Source organism: Marivirga aurantiaca (assembly GCF_016679925.1).
GTDB lineage: Bacteria > Bacteroidota > Bacteroidia > Cytophagales > Cyclobacteriaceae > Marivirga > Marivirga aurantiaca.
The window spans coordinates 138,126-162,281 of the sequence record NZ_JAEQBW010000004.1; the positions used below are offsets into that span (position 1 = coordinate 138,126).

A 24,156-nucleotide genomic window follows, 5' to 3' on the forward strand; every position below is an offset into this window, starting at 1 on the left:
ATTTCAATGAAATCTTTAACTTGGGGCATGATTAAAAAATGAAATAACTGCATGAGAAATTCACTTCTTCTATTTGCTTCAGCCATTTTTACCGTAATTATTGTTACTCTTTCTTCAAGCATTGAGCTTTATGGTGCTGTAGAGACAAAAAGTGGCGAAAATACAATAACTAACGTAGCTTATGATACTAACCCACAGCAGGATCAAGGCGAGGAAGTGGAAACAGAAGAAGGTTTTGCAGAAGCAACTCATTCTCCTGCACCAGCCTGGACTGTAATTCCTTTTGTTTTGCTGCTATTAATGATTGCCTCAGGGCCATTATTTTATGAACATTTCTGGCATAAAAACTATCCAAAAATTGCTGTAATATTAGCGGCTTTAGTAATTAGCTATTATTTATTCGTGCTCCATAATACTCACGGACCAGTTCATGCGGCTTTCGAGTATATACAGTTTATTGCACTATTGGCTTCGCTTTATATTGCCTCTGGTGGTATAGTGATTAATGTTAATAAAAGATCGACACCATTGGTGAATGTAGTAATATTACTGATTGGTGCAGCCATATCAAATTTAATTGGTACAACAGGGGCTTCCATGTTATTAATTCGTCCTTTTATCCGACTCAACAGGAATAGGATTAAAGCTTATCATATTATCTTCTTTATTTTTATGGTCAGCAATATTGGGGGCTCTTTAACTCCGATTGGTGACCCTCCATTATTCCTGGGCTTTTTGAAAGGAGTGCCTTTTTTCTGGACATTGGAGCATAACTGGGATGCATGGTTTTTTGCCCTAATTGTTTTGGCAGTCGTATTTTACTTTTTAGATAGAAGAAATAAAGTAAAGGAGGAAGACCTTGAAGAGGAGATGGTTTATGATAATAAAATTACCATCAACGGAAAACGTAATTTTATTTGGCTGGCAATTATAATCATCTCTGTTTTTATTGATCCTAATATTATAGATGGGGTTCCGGGCATTACTTACGATGGACAGACCTTTTCCTTTATCAGGGAAATTATTATGTTAAGTGTAGCCTACTTGTCGTATAAGTTTGCCAAGAAAGATATACATGAGCTGAATGAATTTAGCTTTGAACCGATTAGAGAAGTTGCTTTCATATTTGTTGGAATTTTTGGCACAATGATGCCGGCATTGGATTTGGTAGGTGATTTTGCAAAATCTGATGCAGGAGCTTCCTTAATTACTCATAATACGCTTTTTTGGGGCACAGGGATTCTGTCAGGATTTTTAGATAATGCCCCCACCTATCTTAACTTCCTTGCTGCTGCGATGGCTTCTCAAGGAGCAAGTTTATCGGTAGTGCCTCATGTAATAGATTTTGCCAATGGCGGAGTTTATTATGATTCAGTACTGGATTTAAAGGCTATTTCTATTGCTGCGGTTTTCTTTGGCGCCATGACTTACATTGGTAATGGACCAAATTTCATGGTAAAATCAATTGCAGAGCAGGTGGGGATTAAAATGCCATCGTTCTTTGGGTATATCATTCGATACTCAATTCCTTTCCTACTGCCACTTTTGTTTTTAGTGTGGTTGTTGTTTTTTTATTAATTCTAATTTTGTCTGGCAGACTCCTTTGTTGCTTGAATTAATAATGATTCCTAATAGTATAAAAGGTCACGGTATAATAGAATAACTATTTGTTTAATGGAATTGAAATTTCAAAATTGGAGTTAAGAAGTATTTATAATACTACTCAGTAAGTACTAGTCATATCAGCATCCACACAGATGATGAAATGAGCTTTCCCTACATGTTCTTCCTCCAGCTTGGAGAGATTATTTTGAGTTACTGTAGAAATAGTAAGATAATTAAGCATTGGCTTTTCCTGTTGCAAATACCAAAGAATTCCTTCATAAAAATCAGAATGATAGGCTCCATTAAAGTGAATGAATAGATGGCCTTCTTTGTAATTTTTTAAAATAAAATGGGCCATGGTAGCATCTTTTAATGCCTGGGCCATTACTAATTTTTCAGAACCGTGATCGCCCATCATGGCCAAAATGTTTTTGTAAGTGGGGAGTTCACTATCAAAGGGGAATGGAAGAGGAACTATCCACTCTTTCTCTTCTTTTGATAAGCTATCCAATGCTGTGAAGCCGTTTTTATAAACCAGGTTAGCATACCTTCTGGGAACATTTGTGGCAATGAAGGGGATTTCATTCTCTTTGGCGAAATTTACCAATGGAGCATAATCAGTTTTGTAATTTGGCCACAGGCGTGCTGTGGAATCAAGACCTTTTTGATCCATTTTTCCTTCCAAAAACTCGTTTAAGGATGCTTGATTATCAGCTTCCATCATTTCAGCACCTAATAATAAATTTTCATTGTGAGAGTAAGCATTTTTTATAAGTTCCAGTTGAAGCCAATGGGCTATGGCATTATCATGAAGTTCACCGAATAAAAAAATATCACTTTTTTTAACCTGCTTAAGCATCTTTTTATAGGAGGTTTTCTTTCCTTTTTCGTCAAAAATCTGATAGGCTGGGAGATGCTGAGCGGAACCTATAAGAGTGAGAAACTGAAGTAAGATAAAGATTTTTAGACTTTTCATATTTGTTTTAAAGCTTTGGCTCTATTAAATCTATTAAATTCCCATATAAATCACTAAAAACAGCCACAGTTCCGTAAACTTCATCAATAGGCTCTCTAACTATATTGATTTGTTGGGAAATTAAATTTTGGTAATCGTATTGAAAGTTATTGGTATAGAGAAAAAGAAATACCCTTCCACCTGTTTGATTGCCGATTCTACTCCTTTGCTCATCTGTGGTAGCTTTGGCTAGCAAAAGACTGCAATACTTTTCGCCTGGAGGTGAAATTACTACCCATCGTTTTGTATCACTCATTTTTTCATCCTCTTCCAGTCTGAATTTCAGCTTTTCAGTGTAAAAGTTAATGGCCTCATCATAATCAGATACCATCAGAGTGATTAACCCTAATTTTTGTTGATTCATAATTTTCTCAATTGATCCACTTTACAAAACCAATAACCCATTATCTCTTAAATCCTGAATTTCTTCTGAATGCCAAAATTGTTCGAAATTCCGGAAGTCACTTTCATAATTTTGGCGAATTGTGCCATAAGTTATAGGACCGGCTGATAATTCCTTTAATTGTTTGGCCAACCACAGCGCTTTATCCTTCTCTAATTCAATTTCAATAATAGCAGATTTATCATGAAAAGTTAATTGTACATGGTTTTTTGACTTCCTTTTATTGCTGCTTTGCGGTTGACTGCCCAACCAGATTACTTTTGCATTTTCTTTTATACTGGTTTGATGTTCCTGCTCCAGGCATTGCATGATGAAATTGGGGGAAATAGAGGTTCGGGGTATTTTAAAGTCAAACCATTCTTGTAAGGGCAATTCAAAACACTGCCCCTGCATAAAATTATAGAGAGATTTCCTCAATCCGTAGCTAAATTGTGAATGATCAATGCCTGTGCTATCCTCAAACTGAATATCATTATTGGCGAAAGGACTGTCTTTTAAATCCGGAATGATGCCATATTCTGCTGTGTTTAAACCGATGGGACTATGTGCGGTAAGGGCAAACTGATGCCAAAAAGCAGATTGGATCACTCCTATTTCAAACATTTGCCTTACCATTTCCAGGCTGTCAACAGTTTCCTGAATGGTTTGGGTCGGATAACCATACATTAAATAGGAATGAACCATGATGCCTGCTTCGGCAAAATTACGGGTTACCTGCGCTACCTGTGCTACTGTTACCCCTTTCTGAATAAGGTTCAATAATCGATCTGAAGCCACTTCTAATCCTCCTGAAACAGCCACGCAACCTGAAGCTTTCAGCAGTTTGCACAGGTCTCTGCTGAAGGCTTTTTCAAATCGAATATTTGCCCACCAGGTAACAGTAAGCTCTCTTTTAATAATCTCAAAGGCCAAGGACCTCATCAAAGCCGGTGGCGCTGCTTCATCTACAAAATGAAATCCGTTCTCGCCAGTCTGAGCTATCAACTGCTCCATTCTGTCTACCAGTAATTTAGCAGCAATAGGTTCGTATATTTTTATATAATCAAGAGAGACATCGCAGAAAGTACATTTTCCCCAATAACAACCATGGGCCATGGTGAGTTTGTTCCACCGGCCATCGCTCCAGAGGCTATGCATGGGGTTGGTGACCTCAATGACAGAAATATACTTCGAAAGTAAGAGGTCCGAATAATCCGGTGTGCCTACTTCACTTTGTTTATAATCTTTTCGAAGGGTATTGTTTTTGTAAACAACTTTCCCATTTTCCAGTAACAAAGTTCTTTTGAAAAACTGAAAATCAGGATTGTCCGGAGTAGGGCTTAATATATTTGAAGACAAAAGCTCAATAGGCAATTCACCATCATCCAGTGTAATAAAATCTACAAACTCAAATACCCGTGCATCAGTTAAAGTTCGAAGTTCTGTATTTGGAAAACCTCCTCCCATGGCTATTTTAATACCAGGGTAATGGATTTTCATAAATTGGCCACATTTTAAAGCACTGTATAAATTACCCGGAAATGGTACTGAAAAGCACACCAGTTTTGGCTGGAGAGATTGAAGTTGCTTGTCTAATATTTCTAAAGTAATATCATCTACAAAAGTGGAAGGCTTATGTAATTCATTATATAAGTCATCAAAGGTATTGGCGCTCATCCCCAATTTCTCTGCATAGCGGCTGAAACCAAAGTGGTCATCAAGTACTTCAATGATAAAATCTGAGATGTCTTCCAGATAAAGGGTGGCAAGGTGTTTAGCCCTGTCCTGCATACCCATGGTGCCAAAAGCCCAATCCAGTTCCTGTGACTGCTCAAAGCGGGAAGCTTGAGGAAGGAAGTTTTCAGAACAAATTTGTCTGGCAAAAGTGAGGTCTTTCCCTTGTAAAAAAGCTACTACCGCATCAATTGTTTTAATATACTCATGTTTCAGTGCATAAATTCTTTGTGCATTTTCAGAAAAAGCAATGCCTTTTTGAGCTCCTTTCCTGAAAACTTCTTTTAATCCCTCTTTAGAAAATAAACGATGAATTACCTCTATCCCTAAATCCATTTGAAAGGCACTGATTTCTTTAGTATTAAGAAAACCTTTTAAATAGGCAGTGGCCGGATAAGGCGTATTAAGTTGGGTAAATGGGGGCGTTATGAGTAATAAATCTTTCAATGCGTGCAATTTAAGCAAATTTGTGATGATAATGATTGAGTGGCTTAACTAAGAAAGGAAGGGAATAATTCAGAAAAGCGAGCGAATTTTGATGTGGGCAGTTTTGGGGAGGCTTCAGCCTGTTGAGTTTAATAAAAAAAGCAGCTCTCCAATGGAAAGCTGCTTTGATTGAGTTCTTTCTGATCTAATTATTTACCTTTTTTCTTGAACTCATCTACCTTGGTAGACTCTTCAACTTTAGGGAATACATTGTTGGATATCTGCGTATCTGCTAATTCGTTTTCAGGATCAAAAGTCACTTTCTCAACTTCTTTATCTAAAATAAACAGCTTGCGCGTTTTCATTTCGTTCTTTCTCCAAATTTCAGCAGGAATTTGTTTAGTTTCAGAGGTTCCGTCTTTATAATCAAATTTCACAATGATTGGCATCACTAATCCACCTTCGTTGGTTAAAGTTACCTCATAAAAGTGTTTGTCTTGATAATTGGCTTTTATGGCTTCATCATCTACTTTGGAGCGATACTCACCATACCAGAAATCAGGAGTTTTATCAATGGTTATAAAAGAAGGTCCTTCACTAAAGTCTGTCTTTTTCTCCTCTTCATCTGACTTGCCCAAATCTCCTTTAGGTGCTTTGGATTTTTTCTCTTTAGATTGTTCTTCAGTAGAGATTCTGAAATATTTTACTTCATCAATGGCAATATCTACATGATCAGTAGTATAAAACCAACCATTCCAGAACCAGTCTAAATCTACAGCGGAAGCATCTTCCATTGTTCTGAAGAAATCAGCAGGAGTTGGGTGCTTAAATTTCCATCTTTGGGCATAAGTTTTAAAAGCCTCGTCAAATAGCTCAGGCCCCATCACAGTATTTCTTAATAAATTAAGCGCTGCCGCAGGTTTGGTATATGCATTTGGACCTAAGCGTAATACTTGTTCAGGGTTAGTCATGATTGGTCTCTGGGCATCTTTACTACTTTTCATATATCCAGTGATAGCCTGGGGCGAATTGTCTGTATAAGGAAGGTCAGGATAGTACTTCCACATTACATTGGACTCAAGAAATGAATTAAGCCCTTCGTCCATCCATGCCCATTGACGCTCATCAGAGTTTACTATCATAGGAAAATAATTATGTCCTATTTCATGCACAATTACATAAGTCATTCCTAATTGGGTTCTTACAGAGTAAGTGCCATCAGCATCTGGTCTGCCAAAGTTGAAGCAAATCATGGGATACTCCATACCTATGGAAGCGGCATGTACTGAAGTAGCTTGTGGATAAGGATAATCAAAAGTTCTTTCAGAATATAAAACCAAAGTGTTTTTAACTGCTTTGGTTGATTCTTTTTCCCATAAAGGGTTTCCTTCTTTAGGATAAAATGATTGTGCGAAAGGCTTAGTTGTTTCCAACTCAACCATTTGACCATCCCATATGAATTTTCTGGAAGTAGCAAAACCAAAATCTCTTACATTTTCAGCTTTAAACTTCCATGTCTCATATGCATCGGATTTCTCTTTCTCATTAGCAACAGCTTCTTCCTGAGTAACTATAAATGTTTGTTCTGTAGACTTTAAAGCTTTTTCATATCTGTTGTTCTGCTCTTTTGTCAATACTTCCTTAGCATTTTGGATCATACCTGTAGCGGCCACAATGTGGTCATCAGGAACCGTAATTTCCACATCATAATCTCCAAAAGTAAGTGCAAACTCCCCAGAGCCTAGGAACTGCTTGTTTTGCCAGCCTTCCACATCATTATAAACAGCCATTCTTGGGTAAAACTGGGCAATAGTATATAAAGAGTTTCCATCTTCCTCAAAATATTCGAAACCTGAGCGTCCGCCACCTTTCATACGATCATTTACATTATATGACCATGCTGTGGAAAATGAGATGTTTTCTCCCGGCTTCAATGGTTCCGGCAAACGGATTTTCATCATTGTTTTTTGAATCAAATAATCCATTGGTTTACCTGAAGCATCTTTTACATATTCGATCTTAAATCCACCATCGAAATCGTAGGAGTTTCCGCCATTGGCAATGTATTGCTCCAGGAATTTGGCAGGAATAGTGTCGTTAAAAAAAGTGGCTGTACCTACCAATTCAGAGTCCGAACCTTTTGCACGCATGTTTTGATCAAGTTGCAACCACAAATATTCCAATGGATGGGGTGATTGATTATAGTAGGTAACAGTTTCTGAACCTGTAATTTTATTATTGGCTTCGTCTAATTTCACTTTTATAGTGTAGTCAGCTTTTTGTTGCCAATAATTTTCGCCAGGTGCTCCGGCAGCAGTTCGGTAACTGTTGGGAGTTGGTAAAGTAGTGCCAAGCTGTTCAAAGCGTCTTTTGTAATCGTCCTGAGCCATTGCCACAAAGGGAAGGCAGAAGGCTATCCAAATAAGATATTTTTTCATTTTATAATTTTGTTGAGTAGTTAATATTGTTTTCTGTTATAACGGATTAAAATTCAAGCCAATACTAAGAAAAAATTATGAATAAATGACAAAAAAAAGGCTGATTTACATCCACATCATAATCTTTATACGAAACTGTTATTGTTTATAAAGTAAATTATTATATTTGCAACCATGTTGCGTTTACTTCAGGAAAAGTTATTTGTTTTCACACTTGTTGCGGTGTTGTGTACTGTTCGATTAAGCAGTGCCCAGGATAATTGTGAAAAAATATTTTCCGGCCAGGTACTTACTGAGGGACAGCATTTGCCCGTTTCTTTTGCAACGATCTATTTTCCTGAATTGCAAACTGGCACACAAAGTGATGAACATGGATATTTCTCCATACATATTCCTTGTAACCTAAACCTGGAGGTTGAGATAAGACAATTGGAGTATCAGGCGTTGACTATTCAGGTAAAAAAAGGCAAAGAGGATTTGCAACAAGAGATTTACTTAAAGCAGAAAGATGAGCATCTGTCAACCGTCACAGTTCATGCCCATAAGAGGGACGATATTTTGAGGTCCAATGTGGAAAACGTCTTAACATCCAAAGAACTCAAAAGACTTAAAGGAAAATCTTTATCTGAGTCAGTAAGCACTTTGCCTGGAGTATATAATATAAAAACAGGCCCGGGTATTAATAAGCCAATGATCCACGGATTGTATGGAAGTAGAATCCAGGTGGTTAATAATGAAGTGGCACAAATGGGGCAACAATGGGGTGTGGACCACGCCCCAGAAATAGACCCCTTTATAGCATCCCGTATTACTGTTGTGAAAGGAGCTTCGGCTGTGAAGTATGGCCCTCGGGCTATTGGAGGAGCATTGCTTTTAGAACCGGAGCCTTTATTGCCCGATTCTGCATTGCATGGAAGTGTTGATTTAGTGGGCTTTACCAATGGCCGTGGGGGAATAGGTTCAGGAATGCTTTCAGGGAGCATATTGACCAATAATACAGACGAATCGTTCAACTGGAGAATTCAAGCTTCAGGGAAAAAATCAGGAGATCAGCAAGCGGCCAACTATAATTTAACCAATACCGGAAGCCAGGAATTGAATTTCTCTACTGCGGCCAATTATATCAATGAAAATTTTCAGGCAGATGTTTTCTACAGTCGCTTTCAAACTGAAATAGGGATTTTAAGGGGCGCCCATATCGGGAACGTTGATAACTTTTTTGAAGCACTGGAAAGAAGGCCACCGTTTTATACTGAGCCATTTTCCTATGAAATTAATAATCCGCGACAGGAAGTTGTACACCATCTTTTGAAAACTAAAATTCATCACGATTGGGAGGAGAAGGGAGCTATAGATTTTATCTATGGGTTTCAGCAAAATAACAGGAGAGAGTATGATATCAGGAGGTCTTCCGATGACAACAGAGCTTCAATAGATTTGCAATTGGCCAGTCATGTAGCAAAACTTCACTTTTTGCACGATCCCGTATTGGATAATTTAGTAGGAAGCATTGGGATTGACTATGAATATCAGAACAATAGAAACGTTCCGGGAACAGGAACAAAACCATTAATACCCAATTATCAAAGCTTCCAGACCGGTTTGTTTATTTCGGAATCATGGATCAAAACTAACTGGAATATAGAGGCAGGGCTCAGGTATGATAGGATATTTCTAGATGTGTTAAAATTTGATGCTGATGGAAACCTTATTAACCCTACCCATAGTTATGATATGTTCGCTGCCATAGCTGGCGGAGGGTATCAATTCAACCGAAACTTAACATTTAAAGGAAATTTAAGCTGGAGTGAAAGAGCCCCCAATATTAATGAACTTTATAGCCAGGGTTTGCATCATAGCGTGGCAGCTATTGAAGAGGGGGATCAAACGTTAGGATCAGAACAATCTGCAAAAATCCTGACTAGTTTTCAGTACAAATTAACAGATAGATTGAAATTCAATCTGGATGGTCATTTCAGCAGAATCAACAACTATATCTATTTGCAACCGAAAGAACCCCGCTTGACTATTAGAGGAGCATTCCCTGTTTACCAGTATCAACAAACATTGGCTACCATTTCTGGATTTGATGCCATAGGAAGCTATGAACTGTTTCATCATTTTTCTGTTAACAGCAAGGCTTCTGTTATTCGTGGAAATGATCTTGATAATGATTTGCCTCTCATTTTTATACCTGCCGATCGATGGGAGAATACATTGAAATGGCGTCTGGCCAACAAATGGGACTTTAAAGAAATAGAGTTCAATTTAACCGGTCTGCAAGTATTCAAACAAACCAGGGCTCCCATAACGGAAACAGAAGCATACGAGGAGGCTACAGTTCCTGTGCCGGAAGCTTATTTCATCACTAATTTTTCAATAGATACTGAAAAACAATTAAAGAATGCCCAACTCAATATTGGTGTGAGTATTTATAATGTTTTAAATAGAGATTATACCGATTATTTGAACAGGCTACGCTTCTATGCCGGAGAGACTGGCAGGAACATTGAATTACGTATTAATTATATCTTTTAAACCAAAACAATTATTAAAATGAGAATTCCAAAAATGAAAGTAAGCATGAACAATTTAATGAGAAGTATGCTAATGTTGGCAGCTGTGTTCTTTTTCTCTCAATGTGATACAGAAGATCCTGAACCGGAAAACGAAGAAGAATTAATCACTACTGTAACCCTTACATTTAGCCCTGCGGGCGATGGGGAAGATGTGCTTTTTAGAGTGTACGATGAAGATGGTGACGGACCGATTGAACCTGTTTATACAAACGGGATTTTAGAGGCGAATACTACCTACACGGTTGCTGTAGAGGTTTTAAACGAGGAAGAAGGAGAGGATATTACAGAAGAAATTTTGGAGGAAGATGAAGAGCATCAGTTCTTCTTCAGAACCAGCAATGGATTGAACCTTGAGTTTGCCTACAATGATACAGATGGTGATGGCAACCCAATTGGATTAAGTACGGTTTTTGTTACTGGTGAGGCTAGTGAAGGAACACTTACGGTGACATTAAGGCATGAACCCAATAAAGAAGCTGAAGGTGTTAAGAGTGGGGATATTGCCAATGCGGGTGGAGAAACAGACGTTGAAGCAGTATTTGATGTAGTGATCCAATAGATTAAGAATACTTACATCTATACAAAAAGCCTTTTCGAAAACATTCGGAAAGGCTTTTTTTAATCCGTTACAATTTCAGAACCTGAAGGAGAGTCAAATATTTCCGAAAAGCTGTAACGATAAATTACCTGGAAAAGAATATTGTATGACATGGAGGACATAGAGCTTGGATTGTGGGCTTTATGAACAGTTATTGAGTCACTTTTTGTCTCCTTGTTGTAATTAGTTAGGGAATCAGTTTTTATGGTTTTTTTAACAGGATCTTTGCTTGTTGCAGTTTTTTTGGGATCGGGTAATTTTTCTTTATCCTCTGTGTGAAGGTTGGAAGCAAACCCAGCCGTGATAGTAAATATCCCGAGTACCAGTGCTAGTCCAATGGATTTGAGCGGTTTTTTCATGCTTATCATCATCTAAATGGCTTATGGTCAGTATCAAATATACAATTTTTTTATTATAAAAACATATTCTTTGTATATTCCTATAGTAATATGTATGTAATTTTGCGTAAAGTTTTTTAAACCAAATAACCTATAGATGGAATTAATTACATGGAATGATTTTACCAGGGTGGATATAAGAATAGGGACTATCATTAGGGCAGAGCCTTTTCCTGAAGCAAGAAAACCTGCTTTTCAGCTGTGGGTGGATTTAGGGCAGGAAATTGGTATCAGGAAAAGCAGTGCCCAGATCACCCAAAACTATACAATTGAAGAACTTGTTGGCAAACAAGTACAATGTGTGGTTAACTTTCCCAAAAAGCAGATCGGCCATTTTCTCTCTGAAATCCTGGTAACGGGTTATGAAGATGAAAGCGGAAATATAGTGCTGGCTACGGTAGATGCCAATATCCCCAATGGATCAAAATTGTATTGACTTTGTAAGTTAATTGAGTAAATACACTTTTAACTCACGGCTAGTTTTTTCTTTTTGGCGACACTGATTTTTGTTACTCCCAAATAGATAAATACAGTTGCAACAGCCATCCAGATATGACTTAGTGATAAATAATTAAACCATTCATGAATAGAAAATTGTGTAGAGAAAGTCAATGCAGAAAGTGCTGCAAAGCCTATTCCTGCCATTATATATTTACTTGCCTCATTTTTGGTTTTGAGAAACAACAGGAACTCGATTGTTAAAACTACAAACATCAATCCGTAGCCTGAGTGTAACTGTACATAAAAGAAATCCACTGTATATAATGTAAGTCCCAGAAAAATAGCAAATTCTACCAGATTAACTACCCGCAGGATTTTGATGTATTTCTTTTTTAGCACCATTTGTGTATGCTCAATGGCTGCTCTTTCAATGAGCATAATGGCCACCATACTAATTATCCACCCTAACAACTTCCAACTTTTACTGAGCTCATAGTAAAAAGCATGGCCCACTAAACCTCCAAAAGTTGTGGCAATTCCCATTATGAGAAAATAATATTTAAAATACATGATGGTCATACCACCTTGTGCACTTTTATGAAGCTTGTAGAAAAACAGGAAACAGAGAAAACTCACAATTAAGTCTGTAAGGGAAACAATGGGCTCATCTACCCTAATGCCAAAAAGCTCTACTGAAATAATTTCATCCATTGTGTCTTATAGCGTAATATTTTATTTTTTGTTATTAAAGCCGCCCATCAGAAAGTTCGTTTAGCCGGGAATGATCTGCCCAGAAAGTTATTGTTGTTTTTTGAAGAGCACATAGATGTATTTTCCTTGATTATCAAAACTTATTTTGGAAGATTCCATATAATATATATAGGCTTGTAAATGAAGGTGATTGAATGAAAAATGGAGATCATCTATTTGAGTCAAAGCAGAAGAGACAGTTTTTCAATCTGTAAGACTGCCTCATCCAACTTTCATATTTTATAAATGAACCAAATTAATATGGAAACAAACACACAAAACATCGAAAAACTATTAGGTAAGGATGCGGAATCCTTACTAGGCCACAAATGTAAAACCATTGATAAAAATGAATTCCACCATCCTTCACCGGATTTTGTGGACAAGGTTTTTAGAGATAGTAACAGAAGTGCTCAGACCCTTAGAAATCTCAATGCTATCTATAACACCGGCCGATTGGCAGGTACAGGTTATCTTTCCATACTACCTGTCGATCAGGGCATTGAACATTCCGGTGGAAGCGCTTTTGCACCCAATCCTATTTATTTCGACCCTGAAAACATTATAAAACTAGCTTTAGAAGCAGGATGCAACGCAGTAGCCACTACTATGGGCTCACTAGCTATTCTTTCCAGAAAGTATGCGCATAAAATACCATTTGTAGCAAAGATTAATCATAATGAATTGCTTAGCTACCCAAATACCCATGATCAGATTATGTTTGGATCAGTGGAGGATGCCTGGAATTTAGGGGCTGCTGCCGTAGGGGCTACAATTTATTTTGGATCAGAGGGATCCAATCGTCAAATCATTGAAGTATCTCAAGCATTTGAACTAGCCCATGAGTTGGGAATGGCCACTATTCTTTGGTGTTATACCCGAAACAACGAGTTCAAAAAAGAGGGCAAAAACTATGAGACAGCTGCCGATTTAACCGGACAAGCCAATCATTTGGGAGTTACCATTCAGGCGGATATTATCAAGCAGAAATTACCCACTCATAATGGAGGCTACAAAGCAATTGATTTTGGCAAATCTCATCCTGACATGTATGAGAAGCTAAGTAGTGATCATCCTATTGATTTATGCCGATACCAGGTAGCCAATTGTTATATGGGGCGAATAGGCCTGATTAATTCCGGAGGGGAATCAAAAGGAGAAAGTGATTTGGCCGAAGCAGTAAGAACGGCAGTTATTAACAAAAGGGCTGGAGGTATGGGTTTGATTGTAGGGAGAAAAGCATTTCAAAGACCAATGAAGGAAGGCGTGCAACTGCTAAACCATATTCAGGATGTATACCTGGATAAGAAAATAGATTTGGCCTAAAAAGACAACAATACTATCTCATACAAACAGAAGTCAATAAAGTTTTTTAATCAATAAAATTTTAGAAATCATGAAAGATGTTAAACTAGCAATAATTTATTACAGCTCAACAGGAACAAATCATCAATTGGCCAAATGGGCTGAAGAAGCCGGAAAAAATGCCGGAGTAAAAGAGGTTAGGCTCAGAAAAGTGCAGGAACTGGCACCAAAAGAAGCTATTCAGCAAAATGAAGATTGGGCCAAGCATGTGGAAGCAACCAAAGATATGCCTACTGTTTCATTAGATGACCTTGAGTGGGCTGATGCCATCGTTTTTAGTGCACCCACCCGCTATGGAAACCTCCCGTCTCAACTTAGCTCTTTTTTAGATACAACCGGAGGGCTATGGTTTAAAGGGAAACTAGCCAATAAAGTAGTAACGGGCATGACTAGCTCACAAAATATGCACGGAGGTCAGGAAACAACCCTTCTTTCACTTTATAAGAGCATGCACCACTGGGGAGCTCTGGTAGTAACTCCAGCCTATACAGCTGAAGTTCAATTTGAAGCCGGAGGAAATCCATATGGTGTAAGTGTAAACCCTAAGAGTGGGGGATTGACCGAAGCAATTAAAAAAGCAGTAGCCCACCAGGTAGAAAGAACTTTAACGGTTGCAGGATGGGTAAAGGCTGGAATGTCACAACAATAAGCTTTTCTGAAGCGATTAGTTTCTTTCTTTACCACATAAAATCTTCCTGAAATTTAAATTATAAGTACAAAAGAATCTCAGTAGATTATGGCAAACAACATCTCTAGAAATTTCAAAGCCGCCATTATTGATATGGATGGTGTTATTACACAAACTGCAAGGTTACATGCCAAAGCATGGAAAGAGATGTTTGATGATTTTTTAAGTAAGAAAGAAGGAGATGATTTCCAACCATTAAGAATAGAAAAAGACTATAAACAGTATATAGATGGAATTCCGAGGTTTGATGGCGTACGTGCTTTCTTAAAATCAAGGAATATACAAATACCGGAAGGAAGCCCTGAGGACGGACCTGAGAAGGATACGGTTTATGGATTAGGCATGAGAAAGAATAAAATATTTCTTGAATTGCTGAAAGTTGAGGGAGTGGAGGTATATGAAGATACACTGGAGGTAATAAAAAAGTGGAAGCTAGAAAACATGAAACTCGCAGTGATTTCTTCCAGCCGTAATTGCAAACATATCATAGAGTCATCCGGCCTTTCTGATTTTTTTGATGTCAGGGTAGATGGTGAAATTTCTCAGGAAGAAAACCTTAATGGAAAGCCTGAACCTGATATTTTTTTGAAAGCAAGTGATTTGCTGGGAATTGATGCCAGTCAGGCAATTGTATTGGAAGATGCCATTTCAGGTGTAAAAGCAGGTAAAAAAGGAAATTTTGCTTTGGTGGTAGGTGTAGCACGAAGTGGTGAGGAAAATGAATTAAAAAAGGCGGGTGCCGATATTGTTGTAAAAAACCTTAAAGAATTGGAAGAGGCTATGACAGAAATTGAAACAGGAAATTCAGCAGAAAACCTACCATATGCATTGGAACGAATAGAAGAAATATTTGACAAATCCGGTTCCAGGAGACCAGTACTTTTTCTTGATTATGATGGCACGCTTACACCTATTGTTTCAGACCCTGATGAGGCCATACTTTCTGATAAAGCCAGAAATGTAGTCTCTAAATTGTCCAAACAGATTACTGTAGCAGTCATCAGCGGTCGCGACAGAAAAGATATACAATCTAAAATAAATTTGGACAGCCTTATTTATGCCGGAAGCCACGGGTTTGATATTAGCGGTCCTGACGGAATGGAAATGCAGTATGAGCCAGGCAGAAAAACTTTACCGGCACTGGATGAAGCTGAAAAAAGGCTGAATGAAAAACTGCAGGACGTTGAAGGTGCATGGGTGGAGCGTAAAAAATTTGCCATTGCAGTTCATTACCGAAATGTAGCGGATAAAAAAGTGGAAGTTGTTAAAAATGCTGTTTTGGAAGAATTGGAAGTTTATAGGGAACTGAAAAAAGGAAGCGGCAAAAAGATCCTGGAACTCAAACCTGATATTGACTGGGACAAAGGGAAAGCACTGAACTGGTTAATGGAGGAGCTGAAATTAGATGCTAATGAATACATCCCCATTTTTATAGGAGATGACATTACTGATGAAGATGCACTGCAAGCAGTAAAAGATAAGGGTATTGGGATTATGGTAGGCTCACATGATCAAAAAACAGCTGCCACTTACCGCCTGAAGAATACAGAAGAGGCTATTGAATTTCTTGATCGTCTGCAAAAGAGGTTATTGAAATGAATATTTCACCAGCAATTAATCAATTATTATGGAAGGCTTCAATATTGAATATTCTGAATGGAAACCAAAAGAACAAAAGCTAAGGGAGGCACTTTGCACCTTAGGCAACGGCTATTTTGCTACCAGGGGTGCTGCTGAGGAAAATAAAAACAATGAATTCAATTATCCGGGCACTTATTTAGCCGGAGGTTATAACCGGGCTAAAACAGAAGTTTCCGGTAAAATGGTGGAAAACGAAGATTTTGTCAATTTCCCCAACTGGCTTTGCATGAACTTCAGACCTGAGGAAGGTGAATGGCTGAACCTGGAGAAAGTGAAAGTGTTGGATTACCGGCAAGTTCTTGAAATGAAAAAAGGGGTTTTGGTTCGGGAGTTTCGTGTAGAAGATGACCAAGGAAGAAGAACTAAAATTCGTAGCCGCAGGATAGTAAGTATGCGCGACAAACATCTTGTAGGCATTGAGTGGTTCTTCACCCCTGAGAACTGGAGTGGTAGAACGGAATTTAGATCTGCCCTGGATGGAACAGTTATTAATGATAATGTGGAGCGGTATCGTGATTTGGAAAGCCAGCATTTAAATGCTCTGGAGAGCAGGAAAATTAATGACAATTCTATTTTACTGCTTGTTGAAACAAAGCAATCTAAAATCAGGATGGCTCAGGCAGCACGCACCACCTTTTATTTCAATGATGAGCCCCTGGAACCAGTAATAGAAACCAATGAGAAAGAAGGAGCCATCGGCCAGGTATTCCGTTTGGAGGTAAAAGAAGGAGAAAATTATACTATTGAAAAAATAGCAGCTATTTATACCTCTAAGGATAGGGCCATTACAGAGCCTGTTTTAGAAGTCATAAAAGATATTGAACGTCATGGCCGTTTTGTGGAATTACTAGTACGCCATGAAGAGGCAATGCAAAGGTATTGGCACCGGGCAGATATAGTGCTTAAAGACGGAGATAAAAAGCAACAACTTTTACGACTTCATATTTTTCATGTAATGCAAACAGTATCTTTTAATACTATTGGGCTGGATGTAGGAGTACCATCCAGAGGCTTGCATGGCGAAGCATATCGCGGACATATTTTCTGGGATGAATTGTATATTTTTCCTTTTCTAAACCTTCGCTTTCCGGAAATCACTCGTAGTTTGCTCATGTACCGCTATGAAAGGTTGGATGAAGCACGCTATGCGGCAAAGGAAGCAGGCTACAGAGGAGCAATGTTTCCCTGGCAAAGTGGGAGCAATGGCCGTGAAGAAAGTCAGGTGGTGCACCTTAATCCCAAATCAGGAAACTGGATTCCTGATGATACACATTTACAAAGACATGTGAATTGCGCCATTGCTTTCAATATTTGGAATTATTTCCTGGCAAGCGATGATCAGCAATTTCTTTCCGGTATGGGGGCAGAAATATTTCTAAGCATTGCTTTATTTTGGGCCAGTAAGGTCGAATTTAATAAGGAAAGAGACCGCTACGAAATCCATGGAGTGGTTGGGCCTGATGAATATCATACTTCTTATCCTGACTCGGATGAACAGGGGCTGAAAAATAATGCCTATACCAACGTGATGGTCGCCTGGCTAATGAATAAAGCGGTAGAAATTCTTGAGTTGATTGAAAAAACCCGGAAAGAGGAACTATTAAAGGCTCTGGAAATAGATAAAGATGAAATTAATTTCTGGGATAAAATCAGCCGGGAAATGTATATTCCTTTTATTGAGGATGATATTATCAGCCAGTTTGAAGGCTATGAAGAGCTGAAAGAATTTCCCTGGGAAGAATACAGGGAAAAGTATGATGATATTCAGCGACTGGACCGCGTGCTGGAAAGTGAAGGAGATAGCCCCAATAATTATAAAGCAAACAAGCAGGCTGATGTTTTGATGCTTTTTTACCTCTTTAGCAAAGATGAGGTAAAGACAATTTTCGAAAGGCTGGGATATGATTTTAGTGAAGATCTAATTGAAAAGAATATTGACTATTACAGAAGCCGCACTTCGCATGGGTCAACTTTGAGCCGCTTTGTTTTCTCCTGGATACTGGCCAAGTATGATAAAAAGGAATCGTGGCAGAATTTCGAAACCTTGCTTACCAGCGATTTTGAAGATATACAAGGCGGTACCACTCCTGAAGGAATTCACTTAGGCGCTATGGCAGGTTCCCTTAACCTGATACAAAGGTGTTATTCCGGTTTGGAAATATGTGATGATGCACTCTGGATAAATCCTGATTTACCTGAAAATATCAAAGAAGTCTCAATGCGTATCAAATACCGAAAGCACTGGATATTTGTGACTATCACCCACGAAAAATTAAAAATTGCTTTTGAAGAAGGTTGGAGTAAGAAAGTAAATATAGGAGTAGCGGGTGAGCTTTATGAGTTTGAGAAAGGTGAAGTAAGAGAGTTTTCCCTAGGAGTAAAGTCTTCTGAAGAGGCAGAAAAAGAATAGAGCAATTTTAAGCGTGAAAAATGGCAGAAAAAAAAGAATCTAAGAGGCTGATAGAAGATGTCTATCTAAAATCCGGTGAAGAAGTAATTGAAAAAGTTTCTGCTAATCCTGATAAAGGCCTTACAGATGATGAGGTAAAGAAAAGAAAAGAAAAATTTGGCCGCAATATTCTGGAGGAGCAGAAAAAGAGGGGTGTATGGCAAATTTTACTTGACCAGGTAACTAATCCTGTTATTTATCTTCTTACAGCTGCAGCTATATTGGCTTTCGTTTATGGTGACATACCGGAAGGTATCGCAATAGTAGTGGTGCTCTTGATTAATACCCTCATAGGTTTTTGGATGGAGTATAAAGCTCAGAAATCTATGGATGCCCTCAAACAAATGGATAAAATTCAGGCGAGGGTATTGAGAAACGGAGAGAAGAAAAAGATAAATGCCGAAGAAATTGTCCCGGGAGACATTCTTTTGGTAGAATCAGGAGATTTAGTAGCAGCCGATGCTCGGGTTATTGAGGCTACTGAATTAGGTGTGGATGAATCTCCCTTAACAGGGGAATCGGTTCCTGTTACCAAACAAACAGAGCCTTTGGAAGAGAAAAAAGGTGTAGCGGACAGAACAAATATTATTTTTAAAGGCACAGCAGTAACAGGTGGTTCCGCTAAAGCGGTGGTGTACGCAACCGGAATGCAAACGGAATTGGGCGATATATCTGCAATGGTAGGTGAGGAGGAAAAAGATGAAGTTCCTTTAAATCAAAAGCTCAATAAACTCACTAAAAACCTGATAATTGTCACTATAGCTTTGGCAGCAGCCTTTTTCTTGTTTGGCTGGTTGGCAGGAAAAGAAATATATCCTCTTATCCAAACCTCAATAGCATGGACGATAGCAGCTATTCCTGAAGGACTTCCTATAGTGGCAAGTATTGCTTTGGCAAGAGGAATGTTGCGCTTAAGTAAACAGCATGTAATTGTTAAAAAATTAGAAGCAGTTGAAACATTGGGGGAAACCACAGTAATTTTCACTGATAAGACCGGCACCCTCACCAAAAACCAATTAACGGTAAATACTTTCTCTTTTCCGGATGGTGTGAGAATGGATGTGGATTGGCATTCAGGAGCTAAACCGGCTATAAAGGAACATGATGATCCTTATGGAAATCAAAACTTCAGCCATATTCTTAAAATTTCAGCATTGGCTAATGATGCCACACTCAATAGCGGGAAGGAAATTGAAGAAGGTGTGAATACTAAAAAACAAGCTGATTCTGATAAAACTTCTCAAGAGCAAACTGAGGATAAATCCAGACAAAAGGAAACAGAAGGTAATGAAGAGGGAAACAGCGAAATAGATGTTAGTCTGGATGTAGAAAGAGACAAAGTTGATGTAGATGCAAAAACTGAAAGTGATGATAAAGCCAATTTAGATGTAGATGTTTCAGCAGATGAAAATCGGGTTAAAATCCACGTTTCCACTAAAAATACAGAAAAGGAAAATCAGGAAGAGAATAAGAAGAAAGCTTCAAAAGATGATGACATAGAAGAAGAGGAAGAGGAAGAAGAGCAGAAGGAAGAAAATGACGATGGTAATGAAGAAGAAAGTGAAAAAGGAGAAGGAGATCCTCTTGATATAGCCTTGCTCAACTTTAGTAAAAAATTTGATGCTGATTTATATAAGAAAAACCGAAGCTTAGAAAGAAAGCTTCATGACCCATTTGATTCCGATAATATGGTAATGGGTGCGATACATCAGGATAACGGAGGATATTATGTAGCAGGAAAAGGTGCGGCCCATGCCATTCTTGACCGCTCATCCAAAATACTCTCCAATGGAGAGGTAGCAGATCTTTCTGAAGAAGATAAGAAATACTGGCATAATAAAAATGATCAACTGGCTGATGAAGGCCTGCGGGTTTTAGCCTTTGCCTATAAAAATACTGATACCCTCCCTCAGGGAGAAGAGGCGGAAGATTTCCTGCACGACTTAACATTTACAGGTTTAATAGGATTCATAGACCCTCCCCGTAAAGAAGTGGGTGATGCCATAAAAATATGTTCTGATGCCGGCATAAAAGTAGTAATGGTAACAGGTGACCATCCCGGAACAGCCAAAAATGTAGCAAAAGAAATAGGGATTTACGCTGATGGGGAAGAAAAGGATGCCCTGGTAATATCAGGGAAGGATTTGCAAAAAGAGCTTGAAAACGAGGATGATTCAAAATTAGTTAATACACATGTCTTTTCAAGGGTTGATCCTGCACAAAAACTAAGCCTGATCAAGCATTTTCAGGAGGCCGGAGAGCTGGTAGGAATGACAGGAGATGGGGTAAATGATTCGCCCGCCCTCAAAAGAGCCAATATAGGAATTGCTATGGGCAAGAGAGGTACTCAAATTGCCCAGGAAGTTTCCGATATGGTGCTGAAAGATGACGCTTTTGGTTCCATTGTTAATGCCATTGAGCAAGGGCGTATTATTTTCGGAAATATCAGGAAGTTTATTATTTATCAATTATCCTACCATTTGAGTGAAATTATTATAATAGCAGCCATAAGCTTTTCTCTTTTTACCCTGGCTTTACTTCCCTTGCAGTTGCTCTTTCTGAATTTATTATCGGATGTATTTCCTGCCCTTGCTTTAGGTGTTGGAAAGGGTAACCCTGAAGTGATGAAAGAAAAACCTAAAGATCCTGAAGAGCCAATTCTGAATAAGAATAACTGGATACAGATAGTGATTTACGGTATCATAATAGCCATTTGTATTTGTGGAGCATATTTGTATGCTCATTTTGTTTGGCAGGAATCCGAAGGAGTCACCAATAATATCGCTTTCTTCAGCCTGGCCCTAGCCCAGTTGCTACATGTTTTTAATATGCGGGAAGGTTCGGAACAGATTTTTAAAAATCAAGTAACTAATAATAAGTTTATCTGGATGGCACTTGCTTTTTGTTTGGTAGCCTTAATTGCGGCTTATTTTATACCGCCTGTTGCAGAAGTACTTTCATTCCAGAATCTTGAGCTAAGAGCCTGGCTATTAATATTAATTACCAGCATTTTGCCTCTGATCATCATCCAAAGTCTTAAATTTTTCAAAAAAAATCTCTAAAGATAAAATGACATGAAAATAGTAACTCTTACTGTAAATCCGGCACTTGATAAAAGCACTTATACTGAATTATTGCAACCCGAAAAGAAAATCCGCTGCGAAGAACCTTCTTATGAACCCGGAGGGGGCGGAATTAATGTTTCCCGTGCCATTAATATACTTGGTGGGGAGTCACTGGCCATATATGCAGCAGGCGGCCCTGCAGGCGATAAAATAGAGTCGCTCCTGAAAGAGGAAGGTGTTAACCAAAAGCGAATAACTATACAAAGTGCCACCAGGGAAAACCTGATGGTGATGGAAAAATCCACCGGAAATCAATACAGGTTTGGAATGCCCGGAAGCAAGCTAACTGATAAAGAACTACAGCAATGCATAGATGCAGTAAAAGACTTGCCTGAAGATGTAGAATATTTGGTTGCAAGCGGAAGCCTTCCACCCGGGGCACCAGACGATTTCTATGCTCAGATAGCGGAAATAGCCAGAAATAAAAATATTCAATGCGTAATTGATACATCAGGAAAAGCCCTTAAAGCTGCTGCAGAAAAAGGTGTTTGTTTAATGAAACCAAATCTGGGTGAATTAAGCAGTTTGGCAGGGAGAGAAGAAATTTCAGGAATGGAGCAGGAAGAAATAGCCCGGCAGGTAATTGATGAAGGGAAAGCTCAAATATTGATAGTATCACTTGGGGCCAGAGGTGCCATGTTGGTTACAAAAGACAATCTGGAATACATTGTGCCCCCTACCGTTAAGCAGAATAGTACAGTCGGGGCAGGAGATTCCATGGTGGGAGGAATGATTTTATCCCTTTCCCGTGGAGACGAACTTCATGATGCGGTAAAATGGGGAGTTGCAGCCGGTACAGCGGCAACTATGACGCCCGGTACAGAGCTTTGCCGTAAAAAGGATGCAGAAAAAATATTTGATTGGTTGAACCAAAAAGAAACAGCCGGGGGCGGCACATAACAAAAGGGCTAAACAACTAAAAACCTTAAAAGAACCAAAGATGGAAAATAACAAAAAAGCTTTGCTAATGATACTCGATGGCTGGGGTATTACAGCCGAAGGAGATGAAGAAATATCTGCCATTGCACAAGCTAAAACTCCTTTTATGGATAAGGTCTGGCAAGAAAAACCACATTCCCAGCTTAAAACCCATGGCATTGCTGTTGGCCTGCCTGAAGGCCAAATGGGAAATTCTGAAGTAGGCCATATGAATTTAGGGGCTGGAAGGGTGGTATACCAGGAGTTGGTGAAAATCAATTTAGCCATTGAGGACCGTAACCTCCATAAAAACAAAATTTTATTGGATGCTTTGGATTATGCCAATATTCAGGATAAGCGGGTTCATATTATGGGCCTTGTTTCTGATGGTGGGATACATTCGCATATAGATCATTTAAAAGCTTTATGCACAATTGCAGGGGAACAGGAAATATCCAAACTATACGTCCATGTCTTTACCGATGGGCGCGATACAGATCCTAAAAGTGGTATGGGTTACATTGAAGAGTTGCAACAGCATTTACAAAATACCACAGGAAGAATAGCCACAATAATGGGGCGCTATTATGCCATGGACCGTGGAAAAAACTGGGACAGAACAGCAAAAGCCTATCATGCAATGGTGAAAGGTAAAGCTGAAACAATGGTACCAGCTGATCAATGGAAACAAGCTATACAGGAAAAGTATAAGAAGGAAGAGACGGATGAATTTCTAAAACCCATTGTAATGACCGATAAAGATCTGCCTTTGACAACTATCCGGGAAGGAGATGTGGTGATCAATTTTAATTACCGTACTGACAGGGCGCGGCAGATAACGCAGGCACTTACACAAGAGGATTATCGTGATCAGGATATGAAGAAACTGAACCTGCAATACCTGGCAATGACACAATATGATAAAACCTATAAAAACATTTCTATTTTATTTGAAAGCGGGGAAATGAAAGACACCATGGGTGAAGTGCTTGCGAAAAATGGTAAAAAACAGATCAGAATAGCGGAGACAATAAAATACCCACATGTTACTTATTTTTTTAACAATGGCAGGGAGGATGCTTTTGAGGGAGAAGAACGCATAATGATCGATTCTCCGGATGTGCCCACTTTTGATGAAAAACCAGAAATGAGTGCGAAGGGTATTCGAGATGCTATTATCCCCAAAATAAAAGATAAGGAAGCGGATTTTATTTGTCTGAACTTCGCCAACCCTGATATGGTGGGGCATACAGGTAAAATAGATGCCGCAATAAAAGCCTGTGAAACAGTGGATGCTTGCACCCAGGCAGTTGTGGAATCAGCACTGGAAAATGAGTATGCTGTAATTATTATTGCGGACCATGGAAATGCCGAGAAAATGAAAAACCCAGATGGGACACCCTTTACTGCACATACAGTAAACCCTGTGCCGTGCATCCTACTGGGAGTGGATGATGAGATGAAACTGCAAAATGGAAAACTAAGTGATATTGCCCCTACCATTCTTACCATTATGGGTATAGAGCAGCCTGAAGAAATGAGCGGGAATGTTTTGCTAGAAATGCAAAGCACTCCAAAGTAGAATAAATAGTATCTGGTTCGAT

17 protein-coding genes are annotated in these 24,156 nt (G+C 38.7%); 11 read left to right on the plus strand and 6 right to left on the minus strand.

Going from position 1 to position 24,156, the window contains the following annotated elements; all coding sequences use genetic code 11:
- The first annotated feature begins 51 nt into the window (after window positions 1-51).
- Window positions 52-1,578, plus strand: coding sequence for a sodium:proton antiporter (locus tag JKA74_RS10950; RefSeq protein WP_236587706.1), 1,527 nt, complete (start codon window positions 52-54; stop codon window positions 1,576-1,578).
- 145 nt (window positions 1,579-1,723) lie between these two features.
- On the opposite strand, the gene JKA74_RS10955 is transcribed toward JKA74_RS10950, so the two are convergent.
- The 4 genes from JKA74_RS10955 to JKA74_RS10970 all read right to left on the minus strand — a co-directional run bounded on the left by JKA74_RS10955 (window position 1,724) and on the right by JKA74_RS10970 (window position 7,600).
- Window positions 1,724-2,581: a ChaN family lipoprotein gene (locus JKA74_RS10955; protein WP_201431236.1), complete on the minus strand. Its 858-nt coding sequence runs from the start codon at window positions 2,579-2,581 to the stop codon at window positions 1,724-1,726.
- 7 nt (window positions 2,582-2,588) lie between these two features.
- A complete protein-coding gene (locus JKA74_RS10960) occupies window positions 2,589-2,984 on the minus strand; it encodes a VOC family protein (protein WP_201431237.1) in 396 nt (131 codons plus the stop codon).
- A gap of 21 nt (window positions 2,985-3,005) precedes the next feature.
- A complete protein-coding gene (locus tag JKA74_RS10965) occupies window positions 3,006-5,183 on the minus strand; it encodes a B12-binding domain-containing radical SAM protein (RefSeq protein WP_201431238.1) in 2,178 nt (725 codons plus the stop codon).
- A 188-nt stretch (window positions 5,184-5,371) separates the two neighbouring features.
- On the minus strand, window positions 5,372-7,600 hold the full coding sequence (locus JKA74_RS10970) for a M1 family metallopeptidase (protein ID WP_201431239.1): 2,229 nt from the start codon (window positions 7,598-7,600) through the stop codon (window positions 5,372-5,374).
- A 174-nt stretch (window positions 7,601-7,774) separates the two neighbouring features.
- On the opposite strand from JKA74_RS10970, the gene JKA74_RS10975 reads away from it, so the two are divergent.
- Both JKA74_RS10975 and JKA74_RS10980 read left to right on the plus strand, forming a co-directional pair.
- Window positions 7,775-10,138 (plus strand): TonB-dependent receptor, encoded by a 2,364-nt coding sequence (locus JKA74_RS10975; RefSeq protein ID WP_201431240.1) that lies wholly within the window; start codon window positions 7,775-7,777, stop codon window positions 10,136-10,138.
- 18 nt (window positions 10,139-10,156) lie between these two features.
- The gene (locus tag JKA74_RS10980) at window positions 10,157-10,738 is read left to right on the plus strand and encodes a hypothetical protein (protein WP_201431241.1); all 582 of its coding nucleotides are present in this window, start codon (window positions 10,157-10,159) and stop codon (window positions 10,736-10,738) included.
- A gap of 59 nt (window positions 10,739-10,797) precedes the next feature.
- Here the strand turns inward: JKA74_RS10980 and JKA74_RS10985 are convergent, their stop codons facing one another.
- Window positions 10,798-11,136, minus strand: coding sequence for a hypothetical protein (locus tag JKA74_RS10985; protein ID WP_201431242.1), 339 nt, complete (start codon window positions 11,134-11,136; stop codon window positions 10,798-10,800).
- Between the two features lie 136 nt (window positions 11,137-11,272).
- On the opposite strand from JKA74_RS10985, the gene JKA74_RS10990 reads away from it, so the two are divergent.
- Window positions 11,273-11,611: a tRNA-binding protein gene (locus JKA74_RS10990; RefSeq protein WP_201431243.1), complete on the plus strand. Its 339-nt coding sequence runs from the start codon at window positions 11,273-11,275 to the stop codon at window positions 11,609-11,611.
- 29 nt (window positions 11,612-11,640) lie between these two features.
- Here JKA74_RS10990 and JKA74_RS10995 read toward each other — a convergent pair whose 3' ends face one another.
- Entirely contained in the window at window positions 11,641-12,327 is a 687-nt protein-coding gene (locus JKA74_RS10995) for a DUF6962 family protein (RefSeq protein WP_201431244.1), read from the minus strand.
- Between the two features lie 300 nt (window positions 12,328-12,627).
- Here JKA74_RS10995 and JKA74_RS11000 point away from each other — a divergent pair, with 300 nt between their 5' ends.
- The 7 genes from JKA74_RS11000 to gpmI all read left to right on the plus strand — a co-directional run bounded on the left by JKA74_RS11000 (window position 12,628) and on the right by gpmI (window position 24,134).
- Window positions 12,628-13,692: a class I fructose-bisphosphate aldolase gene (locus JKA74_RS11000; protein WP_201431245.1), complete on the plus strand. Its 1,065-nt coding sequence runs from the start codon at window positions 12,628-12,630 to the stop codon at window positions 13,690-13,692.
- A gap of 70 nt (window positions 13,693-13,762) precedes the next feature.
- Complete coding sequence (gene wrbA / locus JKA74_RS11005; RefSeq protein ID WP_201431246.1) at window positions 13,763-14,380, plus strand: NAD(P)H:quinone oxidoreductase type IV; 618 nt, start codon at window positions 13,763-13,765, stop codon at window positions 14,378-14,380.
- 87 nt (window positions 14,381-14,467) lie between these two features.
- Window positions 14,468-16,018 (plus strand): trehalose-phosphatase, encoded by a 1,551-nt coding sequence (gene otsB, locus JKA74_RS20745; RefSeq protein ID WP_236587708.1) that lies wholly within the window; start codon window positions 14,468-14,470, stop codon window positions 16,016-16,018.
- A gap of 28 nt (window positions 16,019-16,046) precedes the next feature.
- Window positions 16,047-18,470 carry a glycoside hydrolase family 65 protein gene (locus JKA74_RS11020; RefSeq protein ID WP_201431247.1) on the plus strand — a complete coding sequence of 808 codons (2,424 nt, stop codon included), beginning with the start codon at window positions 16,047-16,049 and terminating at the stop codon, window positions 18,468-18,470.
- 20 nt (window positions 18,471-18,490) lie between these two features.
- A complete protein-coding gene (locus JKA74_RS11025; RefSeq protein WP_201431248.1) occupies window positions 18,491-21,571 on the plus strand; it encodes a cation-translocating P-type ATPase in 3,081 nt (1,026 codons plus the stop codon).
- A 12-nt stretch (window positions 21,572-21,583) separates the two neighbouring features.
- Window positions 21,584-22,534, plus strand: coding sequence for a 1-phosphofructokinase family hexose kinase (locus JKA74_RS11030; protein WP_201431249.1), 951 nt, complete (start codon window positions 21,584-21,586; stop codon window positions 22,532-22,534).
- A 40-nt stretch (window positions 22,535-22,574) separates the two neighbouring features.
- Window positions 22,575-24,134 carry a 2,3-bisphosphoglycerate-independent phosphoglycerate mutase gene (gpmI, locus tag JKA74_RS11035; protein ID WP_201431250.1) on the plus strand — a complete coding sequence of 520 codons (1,560 nt, stop codon included), beginning with the start codon at window positions 22,575-22,577 and terminating at the stop codon, window positions 24,132-24,134.
- The last annotated feature ends 22 nt before the right edge of the window (window positions 24,135-24,156 follow it).